Raw genomic sequence first — 18,542 nt, forward strand, 5'->3', positions numbered from 1 at the left:
GTCGCTACAAAAGAAAGCGGTAACACAGTCATGCATGCACCGTTTTTGACAGTTAAGTTAACAGAATCAAATCTTGTTTACAAGAAAAATATGAGGGGAAGGGTCAGGGTCTGACCCCTCGGGGTCAGACCCCGGTTTGGCTGCAGGCCGGACCTAGTTCGATTCCTTGACCACGCGGCCGCCGCCTGGCTGGATCGGGCGCGCATTCATTGGATACAGGCGGCTGAACAGCGCCATCTGCGCCGGCGAGGCCGGCATCGGCTCCTTCATCACCATCCACAGCACGCCTTCGTTGCAAGGCGGCTCGGTCATCGAACCGAGGAAGGTGAAGTAGTCGCGCCTGGCCGGCAGGATCTCGTTGACGTCGATCGCCACCACCGGCGCGATGGTGTTGTTCTTCTCCAGCGGCAGGTTGTTCCACACCGTCTGGATCATGCTGTTCGGGGCGCCGCGCTGCAACAGCACCGCCACGATCGCCAATTTGCCCTCGCCGTCCTTGTGCACCAGGTGCACCACCATCTCGGTGCCGCGGCCGTTGATGCGCTCCTCCGACGGCCGGTGGAAGTGAAACTGAATCAGCTCGAAGGTGCGGTTCTGCACCGTGATGAAATTGCCGTAGCCGAGGCCCACCTGGATGGTGTGGCCATTGTCGACGACGTTAAAGCCCGACGGGCGGTAGTCGAAGGCGATCTGCTCGAGGTCGACCTTCATGCCGTCGCGCAGGTCGATTGGCGACTGGCGGTTGCCGGTGCCGCACTTGGCCCATTCCGAATTGATCTTGCCCCAGTTGGCCGGGCCGTTCTCGCCCTCGTACGACCAGGTATTGCTGTGACGCGGCGCCGCGGCGACAGTCGCCTTCAGCATCGTTTCCTTCTCCTTGACGGCGGCGAGCTTGCGCGCCTTGGCCGTGGCGGCGACGCGTGCGGCCTGGTTGGCGCGCATTTCGGCCAGGCGCGCGGCGATCTTGATCGACAGGTCCGCTTCCGCCTGTTCTTCCTTCAGGCGCTGGGCAGCTGGCGACAGCGGCGCGGCCGGCTTGACCACGGCAGGCGCCGAAGCGGCCTGCTTGACGGCGGCAGCCACGGCGGCAAGGTCGGCCTTGGCCGGAATGGCCGCCGTTTTGGCGGCGGCGGGAGCGGGATCGTTTGCGCTTGCCGTCGCGACGACGAAGCAGCAAGCGAACAGGGCGATCAGGTTACGCATGGGATTCCAGAAAGTTGCACTACAGTCCGGTAACGGTCCCGATCACCGAAAACTTGAGAGCGGCCGCCGCGACAGCTATCGGTTCATCATCTTGCGGCCGAACTTCCACAGGCCGCCGAGCATGATCGGCACGACCGCGGCGCCAACGCCGACGAGCACGATCGTGGTCAGGTGATCGCGCACCACCGGGATGTTGCCGAAGAAGTAGCCGGCCGTGACGAGGCTGACGACCCACAGCACCGCGCCGGTGACGTTGTAGAACTGGAAGCGCGAGTGCGTCATGTCCGACACGCCGGCCACGAACGGGGCGAAGGTGCGCACCACCGGCACGAAGCGCGCCAGGATGATGGTCTTGCCGCCGTGCTTTTCGAAGAAATCGTGGGTCTTGTGCAGCGCGTCCTTGTTGATCCAGCGGTAATCGTGGGTGAACACGCGCTGGCCGATCTTTTCGCCAATCCAGTAATTGAGCGTGTTGCCGGTGACGGCGGCGGTAATGAGCAGCGCCATCAGTATCGGGTAATTCATCTGGCCGGTCGCGCAGAAGGCGCCGGCGATAAACAGCAGCGTGTCGCCCGGGAAAAAGAACAGCACGACGAGGCCGGTTTCGCAGAAGACAATCGCGAACAGCACAGCGTAGACATAGATACCGTACTGGGCCAGCAGATGGCCCAGGGTTTTATCGACATGCAGAATCATGTCGAAAAATTGCATCAGATCCATAATTTTCCTAAAAGGTAGGCGCGAATCATACCATCACCGCGCGCGCCTTCGCCCCCTAGAAAGGCGGCCGGCGGCGAAAATTTCGCATTCGCACAAGTTTCCTCTTTGTCCATTTTCCGGATTACAATCGCCGGCACGCCAGCGCAGCGGCGCCATGCCAACTATGATCAGGAGATCAGCGATGCAAGCTTTCTGGGGAATCAACAAGATGGCGCTGGCAACGGCGGCGCTGGCGACCGTGGCGGCCGCGCCGGCCGGGTCGGCCGAGCTGGCGGTCAAGCCCACGCTGGCCGACGTCATCAAGGCCTCGAAGCCGGCCGACTGGCGCGCGCTCGACCCGGACAACACGATGTACCTGGAGCTGCCGGCCGGCCGCGTGGTGATCGAGATGGCGCCGGTTTTCGCGCCGGCGCACGTCGACAACATCCGCACGCTGGTGCGCGAAAAGTACTTTGACGGCCTTGCGGTGATCCGCTCGCAGGACAACTGGGTGGTGCAGTGGGGCGACCCGGACGAAAAGAATCCGCGGCCGATGAAGACGGCGAAGTCGTCGCTGAAAGGCGAGTTCACCGTGCCGCAGAAAAACGACACCAGTTTTATGCGCCTGCCCGACCGCGACGGCTACGCCCCGCAGGTCGGCCATTCGAACGGTTTTCCGTCGGCGCGCGACCCCAAGTCCGGGCGCGCCTGGCTGGCGCACTGCTACGGCATGGTCGGCGTCGGCCGCGATAACGGCGCCGACAGCGGCAGCGGCTCGTCGCTGTACGTGGTGATCGGGCACGGCCCGCGCCACCTCGACCGCAACATCACTGTCGTCGGCCGCGTCATCGCCGGCATGCCGCTGCTGTCGACGTTCCCGCGCGGCGCCGGCGCGATGGGCTTCTACGACAAGCCCGAGCTCAACGTGCCGATCGCCGCCGTCAAGATGGCCGCCGACGTGCCTGAAGCGCAGCGCAGCAAGTTTGAAGTGATGCGCACCGACAGCGCGACCTACAAGGCGGCGGTCGAAGCGCAGCGCAATCGCGGCGGCCCGTGGACCAAGGTCGCCGCCGGCCACATCGACCTGTGCAACGCCCCGATCCCCGTGCGCGAGCAAAAATAGCCCCACAATTGGGTATGACTCCATTATTCAGTTGCCTCAAAAACAGGGTCAGACCCGTTTAAAATTGACCGGCAGACGATATCGGCCGAACGACAGACGAGTCTGACCCTGGTTTGCAGGCAACAGCAGACCGGCGTCGACCGCATCAAAATCGGGGTCAGACCTAGGTCTGACCCCGATTGCAGGTTTGTCGCAGGATATAATCGCCGCATGAATGCGCCCCTGCCCTCCCATCGCCCGATCCAGGCCCTGCCCGACCAGCTCATCTCGCAAATTGCCGCCGGCGAGGTGGTCGAGCGGCCGTCCGCCGTCGTCAAGGAACTGCTCGAAAACGCGCTCGACGCCGGCGCCACCGCCATTACGGTCCGTCTAGAGGAAGGCGGCGTCAAGCGCATCGCCGTCACCGACAACGGCCGCGGCATCGCGCCCGAGCAGCTGCCGCTCGCGCTGGCGCGCCATGCGACGTCGAAAATCGCCTCGCTGACGGACCTGGAAAACGTCGCCACGCTCGGCTTTCGCGGCGAAGCGCTGGCGTCGATCGCCGCCGTGGCGGCTGTGTCGGTGACGTCGCGCACGGCCGACGCGCCGCACGCGTGGGAGCTGGTCGGCTCGCACCTGGGCACGGTGGCGCCCTCCTCCGGCGCGCACGGCACCACCATCGACGTGCAGGACCTGTACTTCAATACGCCGGCGCGGCGCAAGTTCCTCAAGTCGGAGCAGACCGAATACGGCCACTGCGCCGAAGTCGTGCGCCGCATCGCGCTGGCGCGGCCGGACGTGTCGTTCAGCCTGACCCACAACGGCCGCACCATCGACCACTGGAACGTCAGCGAGATGGCCAAGCGCAGCGCGCACATCCTCGGCAGCGAGTTCGCCGAAGCGCGACTGCCGATCGACGAGACGGCCGGCCCGCTGCGCCTGCACGGCTTCGCCGGCCTGCCGACCGCATCGAAGGCGCGCGCCGACGGCCAGTTCTTCTACGTGAACGGGCGCTACGTGCGCGACAAGCTGCTGGTGCACGCGGTGCGCGCCGCCTACCAGGACGTGCTGCATGGCGACCGCTTCCCGTCGTACGTGCTGGGGCTCGACCTCGACCCGGCGCTGGTCGATGTCAATGTCCATCCGTCCAAAATCGAAGTGCGCTTCCGCGACGGCCGCGCGGTCCACCAGTTTGTCTTCCACGCGGTGCAGCGCGCGCTGTCGCAGACGTCGGCCACCGCGTACGGCAGCGTGCCGGCGCCACTGCCGGCGGCCGACATGGGCGGCGCCGCGTCGACCTGGCGCCGCGAACACGAACAACAGTCGTTCGGCCCGCAGTTATCAAGCACTTTTTCGCCATCTCCTTACCCGCCGGCGAACCGCTACGAGCCGGCCGGCGTGGCGCAAAGCACCGCCAGTTACGGCGCCTTGTATGCCGCTTCCAGCAGTGCCGCGAGCGCACCGGTGACGCCGTTCACGCCCGCCGCGCACACGATGTCGAGCGACGAATATCCGCTCGGCTTCGCGCTGGCGCAACTGCACGGCATCTACATCCTCGCGCAGAACAACAAGGGCATGGTGCTGGTCGACATGCACGCCGCACACGAACGCATCTTGTACGAGCAGCTCAAGAACGCGCTCGACGCCCAGGTCGATGGCCAGCAGATGCAGGTGCAGGCGCTGCTCATTCCCGTCACCTTCTTCGCCGACGCGGTGGAAGTTGGCACCGCCCAGGAAAACCAGGACACGCTGAAATCGCTCGGCTTCGACATCGCCGCGCTGTCGCCGACCACGCTGGCGGTGCGCTCGGTGCCGACGCTGCTCAAGAACGCCGACGCCCAGACACTGGCGCGCGACGTGCTGCGCGATGTGCGCGAATTTGGCGGCTCGCGGGTGCTCATCGAGCGCCGCAACGAGCTGCTCGGCACCCTCGCCTGCCACACCGCGGTGCGCGCCAACCGCATCCTGTCGGTGCCGGAGATGAACGCGCTGCTGCGCCAGATGGAAAGCACCGAACGCGCCGACCAGTGCAACCACGGCCGGCCGACCTGGGTGCAGCTCGAAATCTCCGCGCTCGACAAGCTTTTCCTGCGCGGCCAATGATGTCCCTCCACAGCGACGCCATCCACCCGAACCCCGCCTACGCGCACGCGCCGATCCTGCTGCTGATCATCGGCTTCCTGATGCTGCAGCCGCTGTCGACCGACTTGTACCTGGCGTCGCTGCCAAGCCTGGCCACCGTGTTCGCGGTGCCGGCATCGACGGTGCAGCTGACGCTGTCGCTGTTCGTCGCCGGCTTCGGTGGCGCCCAGCTGATCATCGGCCCGCTGTCGGACCGCTACGGCCGCCGTCCGGTGCTGCTGGCGGGCCTCAGCCTGTACGTCGTCGCCAGCCTGCTGTGCGCCGCCGCGCCGGGCATCCAGCTGCTGATCGTCGCGCGCTTCCTGCAGGCGCTCGGCTGCTGCTCGGCCATCATCATCGCTCGCGCCATCGTGCGCGACGCCTACGCGCCGGCCGACAGCGCCCGCGTGATCGCGCGCGCCAGCAGCTGGCTGTCGCTGGCGCCGCTGCTCGGCCCCATCCTCGGCTCCTACCTGCAGGTGGGGTTTGGCTGGCGCGCCGCCTTCGTCGTCCATTCGATTCTCGGCCTGTGCCTGCTGGCCGCGGTGATCATGCGCCTGCCGGAGACCAACGCGCACAAAGATCCGCGCGCCACGGAAATGGCAGGGCTGGTCGAGAATTTCAAGCTGGTGCTGGGCGCGCGCGAATTCTGGGCCAACGCGCTGCCGGGCGCGCTGTCGTACGGTTCCATCTTCGCCTTCATCTCCGGCTCTTCGCTGGTGCTGATCCGGGTGCTGAACGTACCCACCGAATGGTTCGGCTACTGCTTCGCGTTTGCCGTATCCGGCTACCTGGCCGGGACCATCGCCTGCCGCCGCCTGCTGCCGAAATTCGGCCAGACCGCTACCCAGCGCATTGGCGGCACGTTGTCGCTGGCGGCCGGCGCGCTGTTCCTGATGGCGGTGGGATTCGGCGCCGTGCACTGGACGCTGGTGGTGGGCGCGATGTTCCTGACGATGTTCGCGCACGGGATCAACTTCCCGGTCGCGCAGTCCGGATCGGTCACGCCCTTCCCGCGCCAGGCCGGCACTGCGGCCGGCTTGATGGGCGCGCTGACGATGTCGGTCGCCTTTTTGGTCGGCACCGCGGTCGGCGCTTCGTTCGATGGCACCTTGTATCCGCTGGCGATCATCGTCTGCCTCCTTGGCTCCACCATCTTCGCCAGCGTGCGCCTGATCAGCGCCACCCACGCCGAGGTGGCGCCGTGAAGCCGCGCGCAGTCGCCATCATGGGTCCGACCGCGTCAGGGAAGACGGCGGCTGCGCTGGCGATCGCGCGCGAGACGCCGGCCGAAATCATCTCGGTCGATTCGGCGCTGGTCTATCGCGGCATGGACATCGGCACCGCCAAGCCGAGCGCCGAGGAACTGGCAAGCGTACCGCACCACCTGATCGACATCATCGATCCCACGGAATCCTATTCGGTGGCGCAGTTTCGCGCCGATACGCTGCGCCTGATGGCCGACATCAGCGCGCGCGGCAAGCTGCCGCTGCTGGTTGGCGGAACGATGATGTACTTCAAGGGGCTCACCGACGGCCTCGACGACCTGCCTGCCGCCGACCCGCAGCTGCGCGCCGAGATCGAGGCCGAGGCGGCGCGCATCGGCTGGCCCGGCATGCACGAGAAGCTGCGCGCGCTCGATCCCGTGACCGCCGAGCGCCTGGCGCCGAACGACGCCCAGCGCATCAACCGCGCGCTGGAGATCACCGAGTTGGCCGGGCGCCCGATGTCGGAGCTGCTGTCGGGGCGCGGCAAGCTCGATTTGCCGTTCGACCTCGTCTCGTTCGCGCTCGAGCCGTCCGACCGCAGCGTACTGCACGCGCGCATCGCGACGCGCTTCGACCAGATGCTCGGGCGCAGCGACGACAGCGGCATCGTCGCCGAAGTGGCGGGCCTGCGCGCGCGCGGCGACCTGCACGCTGGCCTGCCGTCGATGCGCTGCGTCGGCTACCGCCAGGCGTGGGACTATCTGGATGGGACGATCGACCGCGCCGCGCTGCGCGAGACCGGCATCATCGCCACGCGCCAGCTGGCCAAGCGCCAGCTGACCTGGCTGCGCTCGATGCCGGAGCGGGTCGTGATCGATTGCCTGGCCGGCGACCCGGCCTTCGAAATGCTCAAGCAGTTGGCAGTGAAGCAACGCTAAAAGGTTTTTTGGCCACTTTCGCGGCGACCCTTGACAGGTTTTTTCAAACCTCGGATAATACTGGCCTGTCCGGTGATATAGCTCAGTTGGTTAGAGCACAGCATTCATAATGCTGGGGTCGGTGGTTCAAGTCCACCTATCACCACCAAAGAACACAGCCGTAGAAGTCCCAGGAAGTCCAAAAACCCGCCGCTCTTGCTATAAGGCCCGCGGGTTTTTTGTTCGTTTTCGTATGCGGACGTCCATTGACATTCACGTTTTTGGAGCCGTCCTAGAGCAAGATGGCTCCAAGCCGAAAACGAAACGGAGCACCGGAGGCGCAGGGGTACGCCCTAACGGGCGATCTTGCATGCGCTCGGCTCAAATCGCCCCTGCAAGTTTGCAATTGTCGCAACATGCTTTGCAACGCGGCACAAGTGACGGCTCAGACTTCCTACTGTTCGGTGGCGACTTCGAACTTCCAAACGTTCTCGGGTTCGACAAAGTGTGTCTTCACAGAGTGCCCTGTTGAAACGAACTCGCGATTGTTGAGCACGTACTCGCGAAGAATTACGCCAACAGCGCTTTCCGATCCTTTCTCGTAGACGTAGTCGGCATCGAAGAAGAGCGGCCGGCCATGCCGATCAAGCCTTACCTCGGAACATGCAGCAAACAGGCTTGGCAATTTGTAAGCCTTCACCCTTCCGCCTTCTTTCGCGTCCAGCAAATACACCGACGTGTGGCGAACTGCCGTGCCGCTTGCTGATGACGATTTCCCTTCGATACAGGCGTAAGGGAAATTCACAAATGAGATCGCATGGGAACCGATATCATCATTCACCGTAAATTCACCACGAAACGGTTTTGATCGCTTGAGCTCGATGCGTTGATTCTGCCAGTGGACTACTGCATTCCGGCTACCGTCGATTCGCAACGGGGAAGCGTTTCGAAAGATTCCTTTCCTGGATAGGTAGTAGGCATCGTAGCCGTTGTAGACGGTCTGCGCACACGCGAGTTGGCTGGCCAAGAACAATGCGAGCGAAGTGGCTATTTTTTTCATCGGAATTTCTTCCCTCCAGACGTGGTCAGATAATCAGGATCATGGGTCCAAAATATCGTCTTGCCATGCGCTGCGGTCGATATCCAAACGGCCCGATACTTCCCGCGTAATTTCGAATTGACTTCAGCACCCGTTTTCACGTTACGAACCTTCCAGAAGATGGATACATCAACTGGCTTCTCCGGCACTCCGAAAATATTGTGTTTCGGATCGCTGAAACGAAACCCGTCTTTGACTTTTGGGTGTTCGGAATAACCGATTTTAAAGTCCAGGCCATCCCACCAGAACGCGCCATTGGATGGATCAAAACCTTCATTCCGCCAAGCCCTGGACGCTGCCTGCAGCGCGATCGCCATTCCAAAGTCCTTGTTGACCTGGGCAACGCTGGAAGTCCTCATGAAGGATTCGTACCTTTGATTTTTTCCGTTGATCGCATATGTGTAATTCGGATCCGCAGCGATGACTTCGTCAACCAACTTGCCGCCCCACGCGCGAGCGCGGTTGGCGAACGCGAAGGCGATCCCCGTGATCTCATCCACATCGTTCAAGGTCGATCCTTCGCCGTACGCTATGGCAGCAAGTCTTCTGATATTCCGGTCGATTTCGCTCATCAAAGTGCCTTCCAAAATACTAATTCTGCTTCTTGATCCAGCGGGAAGGTTTGGGTAGCACCGCTGCGCGGGAGCGTCGATTCGACCAGTTTCTTCGTACCTGCGTTGATGCGATACACGAGATCGACAGGAGCACCGCTCACGTCTACCGCCTCGAAATACTGTTCGAGTTCCGGCTCCTCGCTTGTGGTAGATGCGGGAGCAGCTGAGTGAGTTGGCTGCTGCCGAGGTTCGCTTACCTTTGACTGACCGCCGCTGTTCTTAGCGGGGGAAGAACCTCGCTCATGGCCCCCACCCGCCTCCACTATGTCGGTTAGCTGCGTTGCGATCAACAGCGCACCACACGCAGTCCTCATACCGGCGAGCGCAACGCCGTTACCGTAAAAGGTAGTGGTCGGGGCACCTTCAATGATCGGGAATGTGCCTTTGCATTTTGGACAAAACGTTTGATGGCCAACGAATGCGATGGGCTTACCGTGGCAGATATCGGCGGGTGACCCTTCGATAACTTTGCCACCGTGTGAGGTGGGGTCACCCAATCGAATGATCTCGCCCGCCATTTTGGTTCCCCCACGAACGTTTAACAGAGGAACGATAGTAGGGCTGCGTCGGTTTCCGCACCGAAGTATTAAATGCCGGTTTGCGCTAGATCAAGCAGCGATGGGTGCAAGTCGCCGACCCAGCGGGCAACTGACCGCCGAAGGTGCAAGTTCAACATCGGGACTCCAGAAATTAACCGCCGCGACACAAAACAACCGCGCCCGCTGCTTCTCAGCGAAATCGAGGTTTGCTGGGTCGGCGGCGCGTGTGATCACATTAAACGATTCTTTAATATATTTTTTCTTATTAAAGAATGCTTTATCGCCCTGGCGCGTCACTCTGCGGTGTCCGGCCTCGTGCCGTCGGTCGTTCGAGAGCTTGTTCCACTCCACCTATCAACCAAAACACAGCCGTAGAAGTCCAGCAACGTACAAGAGCCCGCCCTTCTCCCTGTGAGCGCGCGTGTTTTTTGTTCGTCAAGCTGTTTTAACGTCCGTCGCCATCCAGGTTTTGGCACATATATATCCGGATATACCAGCAGGTTTCCTTACCTCGCCAGTTTGCGAAATACTTGCGCCTTGCTTTTGCTTACCGGTAGTTCAGCGCCGCTCCTCAGCACGGCGGTGAGCCGCCCATCGAGTTCCCGCCGGAAGCGTGCCACCTGGTCGAGGTTGACGATGTGGGCACGGTGGATTTGGGCAAACAGCTGCGAATCGAGCCGCGCTTCCAGGCGGCTTAGCGCCAGGTGCAGCAGATGCTCACCGCGGGACGTATGCGCTGTGACGTAATCGCCTACCGCTTCAAATCGATGAACATCGGCGACAGAGATAGGCTGGATGTTGCGCCCGCTTCGCACGAACAGGCGCTGCATGGGGCCGTTGGACAACATTTCCCCATAGCGGTCAAGCGCGGGCGGTAGCGGCTCGCCGAGCGAAGCGCGGACCCTCGACAAGGCCGCAGTGAGGCGTGCGGCGCCGAACGGTTTAAGCAGGTAGTCGAGGGCGCCGAGTTCGAAAGCGGCCACGGCGTGTTCGGCGTGCGCGGTAGTAAACACAATGCGCGGCACCGGGGACGACAGCTGGCGCAGCACGTCGATGCCGGAGTAGCCGGGCATCTCGATGTCGAGCAGCACCACCTCTGGCTGCAGGCGTTGGACGGCGGCGACGACGGCCGGACCGTCATCCGCTTCACCTACGCATTCCAACCAATCGATGCCTTGCAACAGATGGCGCAGGCCGGCGCGGGCCAACGGCTCGTCGTCGGCGATCAGCACGCGCACCAGCGTCGATTCAGTCGTCATCGCGGCTCCATGCCGTAACTGGCTCGTCCGCGGCACCGCGTGCCGCCCTGGGCAGCCTCAGCGTTGCCGTGACGCCGCCTGATGAGGCATCGACGTCAAGCGCGGCACTGCTGCCGTACAGGCAGGCCAAACGCTCGCGCAAGCGGCGCAACCCGGTGCCGCTGCCATGCTGGACGGCGGCCGGTTCGGCGCCGGCGCCGTCGTCACTGACCACCAGGGTGAGATGTTGGCCGCTCGCGCTGGCCGAGATCCGCAGATGGGTTTTGCCTATCTTCGGCGCTGCGCCGTGGCGCACGGCGTTTTCCACCAGCGTCTGCAGGGCGAACGATGGCAGGCGCATGCCCTGGGCCGCATCGGGCATGGTCGCGGTAACCTGCAGGCGCTCGCCAAAGCGCATTGCTTCGATCGCCAAATAGCATTGCACGAAGCGCCACTCCTCAGCCAGCGTGACCTGGTCGCGCCGCTCGTCCAACGCCGCGCGCAGCAATTCGGCCAATTCCTCGGCCGCCTGGGCCGCTTTGCCAGGGTCCAGCGGAATCAACTGCACCACGGTGTGCAAGGCGTTGAAAAGGAAGTGAGGATGCAACTGCGCATGCAGGGCAGCCAGGTGTGCGCGCGCCGCCGCAGCTTGCGCCAGGGCGCTGCGCTGCGCTGCCTCCTGGGCGTAGGCCACCGCCGTGATGGTGAGGTATAGCCAGACGCCAGTGAGCGCGAAGCGGCCGACGCCGGGGCCGGCCACGTAGGCCAGGCGCCAGTGCAGCAGGCTTTCAACCATGCTGTAGATGCCTATCCACAGGACAGCGTATAACGCTGCGGCCAGCGCGTGCAGCAGCAGGAACGACGGGCGAAAGGGGAAAGGCCAGGGCTGGCGAATGGTCAATGCACGCACACCGACGCCGAGCACGGCGGCGCTGCCGATCATGCGCAGCGCCATCCAGAAACTGGCAGCCAACGGCAGCTCGTGCACGTTCATGATCATGAGCGTGAACAAGGCCCACATCGGCAACCAGCCGATGGCTACTTGCAGCCAAAACCAGCCGCGCGAAGGAGACGCCGGGCGCAGCATCGGCCTACCTGCCGGTGCGACGGACGTCAAGGGTGACGGAGGCGGCCTCCCAGGTTTTACCTTCGTCGTAAGAGCGGTCCTGCACCATGCGGAAACTGACCGGGGTGATGGCGGCGAAATGCGTACGGTTTCGATAGCGCTTTCCTTCCGGGCTGGCGCCGCTGCCCATCACCAGCATCTCGTCTCCCTGCCAGCGGGCAGTCGCCGGCGGCACGCTGCCATTGTAAGTATTACGGCTTGAAATCTTCCAACAGTTTTCTTCGCGTGAAAAGGTGCGCGTGAAATGAACCGCGGAGGCGGGGTTGCCCGAAGCGTCCGTCAACGTCAATTCATCTTCGATGCCATGGCCATCCGCAACGCGCCATGCCTTCCAGCTGCCAACCAGTTTGGGCGTGCCGTGAATCAGCGCCAGCAGGCCGTTCGTTTTCGCTTCGCCGCTGACCTTCCATTGGCCGATGAGGAAGTCGAATTGGCGCTCCTCCGGCGCCGCAGCGACGCCCGAGGAGCCGGCCGCCGGTAGGCTGACAGTACAGCACACCCAACAAGCCAGGATAAACCCACGGCGCAAGGACGGGATCATGGCGACTCCTATAGATAAGAAGCGCCGAGCGTAGCATGGCCAGTTGCGTGCAAGTTCCATAATTCGCCAGATCGCCCAAACAGGGGGGTGAACGGTCAGCGTTGCCTGGGCGGGCCCGCTTATGCTAGGGCACCATCCATCAACCCGAAAACTGCACATGAGCCTGTCCACCCCACTCCCCATCATGCCCGGCCATCCGGCCCGGCCGGACGAGCGTGCTACACCCGCTTCGTCAGCGCCGCTGATACGACTTTTCGGCGTCGACAAGACGTATGCCGGCAAGGGCGCGACCTGTACCGCTCTGGCAGGCTTCAACCTGACCGTGGAGCGCGGCGAGTTTATCGCCATCAGCGGCCAGTCCGGCAGTGGCAAATCCACCGTGCTCAATCTGCTGGGCGGGCTGGACCGGCCAAGCGCGGGTGAAGTCTGGGTCGACGGCCAAGCCGTGCACGCGCTGCCGGAGCGGGATCTGGCCCGGTGGCGCGGACGCTCCGTCGGCATCGTGTTTCAGTTTTTCCAGCTCATGCCGTCCCTGTCCGCGGTCGAGAATGTCATGCTGCCGATGGATCTGGCGCGACGCTGGCCGGTACGCGAGCGCCGGGGCCGCGCGTTCTCCCTGCTGGAGCGGCTAGGGATAGCCGAGCAGGCAGACAAGCTGCCCTCTGCCATGTCCGGCGGACAGCAGCAGCGCGTGGCGGTGGCCCGCGCCCTGGCCAATGCCCCGGCCCTGCTGCTCGCCGACGAACCGACCGGCAACCTCGATACGCGCAATGCAGCGGCTTTGCTCGACTTGCTGGACGAATTGGTTACCCAGGGACAGACCCTGGTCATGGTGACCCACGACCCAGCCGTGCTGCGCCGAGCCCACTGCACGCTAACCTTGGTGGACGGCCGCGCTGTGAACGCGGCGGCCCAGGCCGATATGCCGGACGAAGGCGGGCGGGTGTGCCATGTTTGATACGCGCTGGCGCAAAACATTTCGCGACGCCTGGGGCCACCGTGCCCGGACCTTGCTCGTCGTGCTGGCCGTCGCGCTGGGCTTGATCGGCGGCGGCACGGTCCTCAACGCCTGGGCCCTGGTGCGCACGACAACACAAGCCAGCTACGCGGCGAGCCAGCCGGTCGCGGCGACACTGAAACTGGAGCCGCTGGACGCCGGCTTCCTGGAGCGGGTGCGGAAGATGCCTGGCATTGGCGCCGTACGGGCGCGGCGCACCGTGGTAGCGACGTTGCAGACCGGGAGCGAACGCAAGACCGCGGTGCTGCGCGCGCTGGACGACGTCACCCGGCCCGACATCGGGCGCTTGCAGGACGCCTCGGGCGCCTGGCCCCCGCATGACGGCGAGATCATGATCGAGCACTCGTCCCTGGGTTATTCTGGCGCCGTCAATGGGCAGCAATTGGTGCTCGCCGCCGCCGGCAAAGAGCCCGTGTCGCTAACAGTAGGCGGCCTGGTGCGCGACGTCTCGGTCGCCCCCGGCTGGATGGATCATCTCGTCTATGGTTATGTCAGCCTGACGACCCTGTCCCGCCTGGGCGTGCCACCCGCTTTCGACGAATTGCAGTTCACCGTCAGCGATCCGGTCCCCAGCCGGGAATCGGTCCGCCAACTGGCCTGGCGGGTAAAGGCCCTTGCGGAAGCCGAGGGGCGGCGGGTCGGCCGCATCGATGTGCCGGTGCCGGGGCAGCATATCCATGCCGCCCAGATAGAGTCCCTGACCCTGGTGCAAGGCGTGTTCGGTGTATTGACCCTGATGGTGTGCGGCTGCCTGATCGTCAACCTGATGTCTGCCATGCTGGCCGGGCAGCGCCGCGAGCTGGGCATCATGAAAGCCATCGGCGCCAGCGAGCGACAATTGGCGGCGCATATCCTGGCACTTGCGGCAGGCTTGGGCGTGCTGGCCGTCGCCGTCGCGCTGCCGGTGGCTGCCTGGCTGGGACGGCTATACGGCAGCTTCCAGGGGGAGCTGTTGAATTTTCCGGTCGACCGCTACGCCATTCCCGCCTGGTCGCCAATGCTGCAAGCGGCAATTGGAATAGGGCTTCCGGTGCTCTCTGCCGCCTGGCCGGTGGCCAAAGCCTGCCGCCAGCCGGTGGCCGAGGCACTGGGTGAAACCGGGCTGCCCGCCAGCACGTCGGGCAATCGCGCGCGACGATGGCTGCAAGGCTTACCGTTAGCTCGCCCGCAATTGCTCTCATTGCACAACGCTTTCAGGCAACGCCTGCGCTTTTGCTTAAGCTTGCTGGCGCTGGCCGTGGCCGGCGCCGTTTTCGTTGGCGCCGGCAACCTGCGCGTGGCGGTGAAGCATTCAGTGGATCTGCTCTTTGATGCCCAGCGCTATGACGTCAGCTTGCGCGTGACGTTCCCCATGCCGGCGCACGACCTGGTGGCAGCGGCCGCCGCGGTGCCGGGCGTGGCCGTCGCCGAAGCGTGGGGAGGCGCCAGCGCCGCACTGGCCGACCACGACGGCACGGTGGGCAGTGCCTTCAGTTTGTTAGCGGTGCCGGTTCACAGCCGCGTACTGGTCCCCATGTTGCGCAGCGGTCGATGGTTACGCGACGACGAACCTGACAACGTCGTGATCGGCAGCGCACTGTTAAAGGACAACCCGGAATTACAGCTTGGCCAGCGAATGCCGCTGTTGATCGAGGGCAGGCCAGTTTTCTTGCGGATTGTCGGCATCGTCGACAGCGGGGCTGAAGCGCTGGCATACACCTCGCAAAGCGAGCCTGTTGCCTGGCGCGGCGGCGAATTCGCGTCGATACTGGTGATACGGGCGAGCGATCGCGGCCAGGCCGGCCAGCTCGACCTGATCCACCGCTTGCGTACCTCGCTGGAAAGCCAGGGCGTAGCTGTCGGCGCCAGTCGCCTGCAGAGCGATTCGCGCCAGGGCATCGAAGACCACCTGCAGATGGTGGTCAGCTTTCTTGGCATGATGGGTTGGGTGATGATCGTCGTCGGCGGCATGGGCCTGGCCTCGACCATGAGCGTGGCGGTGCTCGAGCGCCAGCGTGAGATCGGCGTGCTGCGCGCGATCGGCGCAAGCGGGGCCGCCATCGTGAGCATGGTGCAGCTGGAAGGCCTGGTGATGGCCCTCCTCGGCTGGTTGCTGTCGCTGCCACTCTCGGTGCCTGTCAGCGTGCTGCTTGGGGAAGCGTTTGGACGAGTCATGTTCGCGATCCCGACATCGCTCACTCCCGAGCCGGGCGTCGCTTTGTGCTGGCTGGGCTTGGTGACTGCCGTATCGGTGCTGGCATGCGCTTGGCCAGCACGGCAGGCCATGCGTATGCCGGTGGTCAAGGCATTGCAGTACGAGTGATTCAGTCCGCAAAGCCCCAATGGCGCTGCGGGAGGCAGACTATTGCCCATGTTCACGGCTTACAGATTGAAACTATTCTTACGGTGCATCGACACATTTTGATAACTGTTGCTGCCACAATGTGAACATGCGTACCGATCAGGCCAAGGCCGCGCGATAGCATCTCATCACTTTTCTAGATCTGGAGACAACTATGACACTCGCTACCCAACATATCATGCGCATCGTCGCTGTTCTTGCCTTGACTGCCGCGTCCGCGTCCGCGTTTGCCCAAAGCGATGAGTATCGCCACGGTTACGCCGACGGCTATGCCGCTGGCCAGCGCGCCGGCAACGACGGCGGCAACTCTCCTCGCTGGGGGCGTGTGCGCGTGGAAGAAGCTGATTACGGCGTGCGCGGCGCTTTTTGCGACGCGCGCCGAGCGGTGCGCAATGAAGTCGAGCGCAATAATGGTAACGTTCGCGCTGACAATGAACTGTGCGGCGATCCGGCTCCGCGCCAGGAGAAGCGCCTTCGGATCATCTACCGTTGCGGCGACAGCGAGCCGGTACGGGTTTCCCTTCGTGAAAACGAATCGACGCGCCTGAGCTGCCGCCGCTGATCGCAGCAGCGCGAGGGTAAGATAAGAAGCCGCGCGCTGTGAAGTGCGCGGCTTTTTCAATATGTGAAGTGTTGTGCCAACCGCGCTATTCGATCTTTTGTGTAGACGTTGTCGGCCTCAACGAAGATCCGCCGCCCTTACGGTTTGAACGAACGGAGCAGCCGCTATTTGATGTCTGTTACTTGAAACTTGTAGACGTTGCCGGGCTCTACAAATTGCACGGCAACGAAGTGACCTGTACGCTCAAATTTCCCTTTAGCAATGGCAAATTCAAGCAGTGTCACTCCCGCCGGTTGGTCACTCCCTTTTTCATAGATGTATTCCGCACGATCGAAAAGTGGCTCCATCCGCGCATTGACACGTACGCCAACGCAAGTACCAAACAAACTTGGAAGCTTGTAAACGATCTCCCGATTTGTTTGCCGCAAATCGACAAGATAAACCGACTGATAGCGTACTGCGGTACCGCTGGCAGAAGCCGACTGACCTTCGATACAAGCGAACGACGTTGCACGATACGCGACTGCCCAGTGACCGAGATCAACGGAAGTATGTTCTTTTGGAAAGGCGTGGGCACGGTTCAACGCTAATCTCTTCCCATCCAAAACAATAATATTCCTAGTACCCCCTGCAATAGGAAATGAAGCGTCGGAGTTAAAGATCCCATTTCTCGTGCGATAGTAAGCCTCGTATCCGTCGAACACAGGCTGGCACCAGGCAGATAAATTAATGAGGACTCCGCAGAAGAACAGGCAGATTTTCGCTTTCATCGATATGCCTTCCCGCCTGAAGTCGCCAAGTATTGCTTGTCGTGGGTCCAAAAAATCGTTTGGCCATGCGCGGCTGTGGAGACCCACACACAGTTAAACTGCCCTCTCACTTTCGAATCAACGTCCTTTCCGGTGTTCTTGTCGCGGAGCTTCCGATAGACCGTTACACAGGAACTCCTTTCTGGCACTCTGAAAATGTTATGACTCTCGCTACCGAACCTGAATCCATCTCTGACTTTGCGGTGTTTCGCATAGTTTGTTTTGAAGTCAAGGCCATCCCACCAAAATGCGCCGTTTGACGGATCTCGTCCCTCGTTCGCCCATCCGATGAGCGCGGCACGCCATGCGATCTTCATACCCTTGTCATTCTCAATTTCGCTCATTGTTCTGGTTCGTACAAAATTTTCGTATCGCTGATTGTTGCCGTCGATCGCATAAGTGTAGTGTTCGTCCGCAGCGAGTAGCTCTTGTACAGTTTTTCCACCCCACGCCCTGCAGCGGTTGGCGACAGCAAAAGCGATACCAGCGATCTCGTTCTCATCGTTAAGAGTCGACGCCTCACCGTAGGCAATCGCTGCAAGTTTTTTTATGTTGGCATCAATCGATTGGTTCATGGCTTTTTCCAAAATATAAGCTCGACATCCAAGTCGACAGGAAATGCGTCGGTTGCGCCCGAGCTTGAAAATGTCGTTTCAATTAGCTTTTTGGGTCTCAACTCGGCCCCGGTAGCGCCACTGAGCGGTAAAGCCGCCTCGACTACCTTAGCCCTACTCGCATTAATGCGATACACGAAATCGACAAGTGCCCCGGTCTCATCGATAGCCTCAAAATATTGTTCGAGAGCGCGATTTTCTTCACGTGCAGATCTTGGCATGCCGAGTCGAGCTGATGGGGTGGCACTCCCGGGCGATGAGTAACTTCCGATTGCGAGTCTCTGTTGCTGTTAGGGATAGTACGACGTTCGCCGCCCCCACCCACTTGCACCGTGTCCGTTAGCTGGGTCGCAATCAACACCGCCCCACAGGCAGTTTTCATACCGGCGAGCGCAACCCCCTTGCCGTAAAAAGTGGTGGTTGGCGCACCTTCAATGATCGGGAATATGCCCTTGCATTGTGGGCAGAACGTTCGATGGCCTACGAGTGCGATCGGCTTGCCGTGGCAAATATCGGCCGGCGAACCTTCGATCACTTTGCCACCGTGGGAAGTGGGGTCACCCAACCGAATGATCTCGCCCGCCATTTCGATTCCCCCACCAATGTTTAGCCGAGCAATGATAGTAGGCCAGCGCTTTGCAGAAGGCCGCCATAGAATAGCGCCAAGTTGAGCTAGGGAAGCGCTGAACAATTGATGATTTCTGTGCAAACGATGCGCTTAACAGGGCCGCGTTATTTGGGTACCTAAATTTTCATTTTCACGCATTCAGACCGGCGATTTCGGCCATTTT

Annotated in this window: 19 protein-coding genes and 1 tRNA gene; 8 read left to right on the forward strand and 12 right to left on the reverse strand. The window is 62.3% G+C overall.

Annotated features, from left to right (window positions below; genetic code table 11):
* Nucleotides 1-153: 153 nt before the first annotated feature.
* Nucleotides 154-1,203 carry a carbonic anhydrase gene (locus ACP7DD_RS25125; protein ID WP_426177955.1) on the reverse strand — a complete coding sequence of 350 codons (1,050 nt, stop codon included), beginning with the start codon at nt 1,201-1,203 and terminating at the stop codon, nt 154-156.
* A 75-nt stretch (nt 1,204-1,278) separates the two neighbouring features.
* Nucleotides 1,279-1,923 carry a VTT domain-containing protein gene (locus tag ACP7DD_RS25130; RefSeq protein WP_426177957.1) on the reverse strand — a complete coding sequence of 215 codons (645 nt, stop codon included), beginning with the start codon at nt 1,921-1,923 and terminating at the stop codon, nt 1,279-1,281.
* A 181-nt stretch (nt 1,924-2,104) separates the two neighbouring features.
* Here ACP7DD_RS25130 and ACP7DD_RS25135 point away from each other — a divergent pair, with 181 nt between their 5' ends.
* The 5 genes from ACP7DD_RS25135 to ACP7DD_RS25155 all read left to right on the forward strand — a co-directional run bounded on the left by ACP7DD_RS25135 (nt 2,105) and on the right by ACP7DD_RS25155 (nt 7,419).
* A complete protein-coding gene (locus ACP7DD_RS25135; RefSeq protein WP_426177959.1) occupies nt 2,105-3,025 on the forward strand; it encodes a peptidylprolyl isomerase in 921 nt (306 codons plus the stop codon).
* A gap of 210 nt (nt 3,026-3,235) precedes the next feature.
* Nucleotides 3,236-5,107 (forward strand): DNA mismatch repair endonuclease MutL, encoded by a 1,872-nt coding sequence (mutL, locus tag ACP7DD_RS25140; protein WP_426177960.1) that lies wholly within the window; start codon nt 3,236-3,238, stop codon nt 5,105-5,107.
* A complete protein-coding gene (locus ACP7DD_RS25145; protein WP_426177962.1) occupies nt 5,104-6,333 on the forward strand; it encodes a multidrug effflux MFS transporter in 1,230 nt (409 codons plus the stop codon). Before mutL ends, ACP7DD_RS25145 begins: the two co-directional genes overlap by 4 nt.
* 20 nt (nt 6,334-6,353) lie before the next feature.
* A complete protein-coding gene (gene miaA / locus ACP7DD_RS25150; RefSeq protein WP_426177986.1) occupies nt 6,354-7,271 on the forward strand; it encodes a tRNA (adenosine(37)-N6)-dimethylallyltransferase MiaA in 918 nt (305 codons plus the stop codon).
* Between the two features lie 71 nt (nt 7,272-7,342).
* A tRNA-Met gene (locus tag ACP7DD_RS25155) sits at nt 7,343-7,419 on the forward strand.
* A 285-nt stretch (nt 7,420-7,704) separates the two neighbouring features.
* On the opposite strand, the gene ACP7DD_RS25160 is transcribed toward ACP7DD_RS25155, so the two are convergent.
* The 7 genes from ACP7DD_RS25160 to ACP7DD_RS25190 all read right to left on the reverse strand — a co-directional run bounded on the left by ACP7DD_RS25160 (nt 7,705) and on the right by ACP7DD_RS25190 (nt 12,407).
* Nucleotides 7,705-8,310, reverse strand: a complete 606-nt coding sequence (locus tag ACP7DD_RS25160) for a hypothetical protein (protein WP_426177964.1) — start codon at nt 8,308-8,310, stop codon at nt 7,705-7,707.
* Nucleotides 8,307-8,921: a hypothetical protein gene (locus tag ACP7DD_RS25165; protein ID WP_426177965.1), complete on the reverse strand. Its 615-nt coding sequence runs from the start codon at nt 8,919-8,921 to the stop codon at nt 8,307-8,309. Before ACP7DD_RS25165 ends, ACP7DD_RS25160 begins: the two co-directional genes overlap by 4 nt.
* A complete protein-coding gene (locus ACP7DD_RS25170) occupies nt 8,921-9,481 on the reverse strand; it encodes a PAAR domain-containing protein (protein ID WP_426177967.1) in 561 nt (186 codons plus the stop codon). Before ACP7DD_RS25170 ends, ACP7DD_RS25165 begins: the two co-directional genes overlap by 1 nt.
* 90 nt (nt 9,482-9,571) lie before the next feature.
* Nucleotides 9,572-9,799, reverse strand: a complete 228-nt coding sequence (locus ACP7DD_RS25175) for a hypothetical protein (RefSeq protein ID WP_426177969.1) — start codon at nt 9,797-9,799, stop codon at nt 9,572-9,574.
* 209 nt (nt 9,800-10,008) lie between these two features.
* The gene (locus tag ACP7DD_RS25180) at nt 10,009-10,761 is read right to left on the reverse strand and encodes a LytR/AlgR family response regulator transcription factor (protein ID WP_426177971.1); all 753 of its coding nucleotides are present in this window, start codon (nt 10,759-10,761) and stop codon (nt 10,009-10,011) included.
* The gene (locus tag ACP7DD_RS25185) at nt 10,751-11,827 is read right to left on the reverse strand and encodes a sensor histidine kinase (RefSeq protein WP_426177973.1); all 1,077 of its coding nucleotides are present in this window, start codon (nt 11,825-11,827) and stop codon (nt 10,751-10,753) included. The genes ACP7DD_RS25180 and ACP7DD_RS25185 overlap by 11 nt, the downstream gene beginning before the upstream one ends.
* A gap of 4 nt (nt 11,828-11,831) precedes the next feature.
* On the reverse strand, nt 11,832-12,407 hold the full coding sequence (locus ACP7DD_RS25190) for a hypothetical protein (protein WP_426177974.1): 576 nt from the start codon (nt 12,405-12,407) through the stop codon (nt 11,832-11,834).
* 157 nt (nt 12,408-12,564) lie between these two features.
* Between ACP7DD_RS25190 and ACP7DD_RS25195 the strand changes: the two genes are divergently transcribed.
* The 3 genes from ACP7DD_RS25195 (at nt 12,565) to ACP7DD_RS25205 (ending at nt 16,328) form a co-directional block, all read left to right on the forward strand.
* The gene (locus ACP7DD_RS25195; RefSeq protein ID WP_426177976.1) at nt 12,565-13,365 is read left to right on the forward strand and encodes an ABC transporter ATP-binding protein; all 801 of its coding nucleotides are present in this window, start codon (nt 12,565-12,567) and stop codon (nt 13,363-13,365) included.
* Nucleotides 13,358-15,727: an FtsX-like permease family protein gene (locus ACP7DD_RS25200; RefSeq protein ID WP_426177978.1), complete on the forward strand. Its 2,370-nt coding sequence runs from the start codon at nt 13,358-13,360 to the stop codon at nt 15,725-15,727. Before ACP7DD_RS25195 ends, ACP7DD_RS25200 begins: the two co-directional genes overlap by 8 nt.
* A gap of 193 nt (nt 15,728-15,920) precedes the next feature.
* Nucleotides 15,921-16,328, forward strand: coding sequence for a hypothetical protein (locus ACP7DD_RS25205; RefSeq protein WP_426177980.1), 408 nt, complete (start codon nt 15,921-15,923; stop codon nt 16,326-16,328).
* 164 nt (nt 16,329-16,492) lie between these two features.
* Here the strand turns inward: ACP7DD_RS25205 and ACP7DD_RS25210 are convergent, their stop codons facing one another.
* From ACP7DD_RS25210 to ACP7DD_RS25220, 3 genes are all read right to left on the reverse strand, one after another.
* Nucleotides 16,493-17,098: a hypothetical protein gene (locus ACP7DD_RS25210; protein ID WP_426177981.1), complete on the reverse strand. Its 606-nt coding sequence runs from the start codon at nt 17,096-17,098 to the stop codon at nt 16,493-16,495.
* Entirely contained in the window at nt 17,095-17,712 is a 618-nt protein-coding gene (locus ACP7DD_RS25215) for a hypothetical protein (protein WP_426177982.1), read from the reverse strand. Before ACP7DD_RS25215 ends, ACP7DD_RS25210 begins: the two co-directional genes overlap by 4 nt.
* A 142-nt stretch (nt 17,713-17,854) precedes the next feature.
* Nucleotides 17,855-18,337 carry a PAAR domain-containing protein gene (locus ACP7DD_RS25220; protein WP_426177984.1) on the reverse strand — a complete coding sequence of 161 codons (483 nt, stop codon included), beginning with the start codon at nt 18,335-18,337 and terminating at the stop codon, nt 17,855-17,857.
* Between the last annotated feature and the right edge of the window lie 205 nt (nt 18,338-18,542).

It is taken from the genome of Massilia sp. TWR1-2-2 (assembly GCF_049897565.1).
GTDB lineage: Bacteria > Pseudomonadota > Gammaproteobacteria > Burkholderiales > Burkholderiaceae_D > JAFCUW01.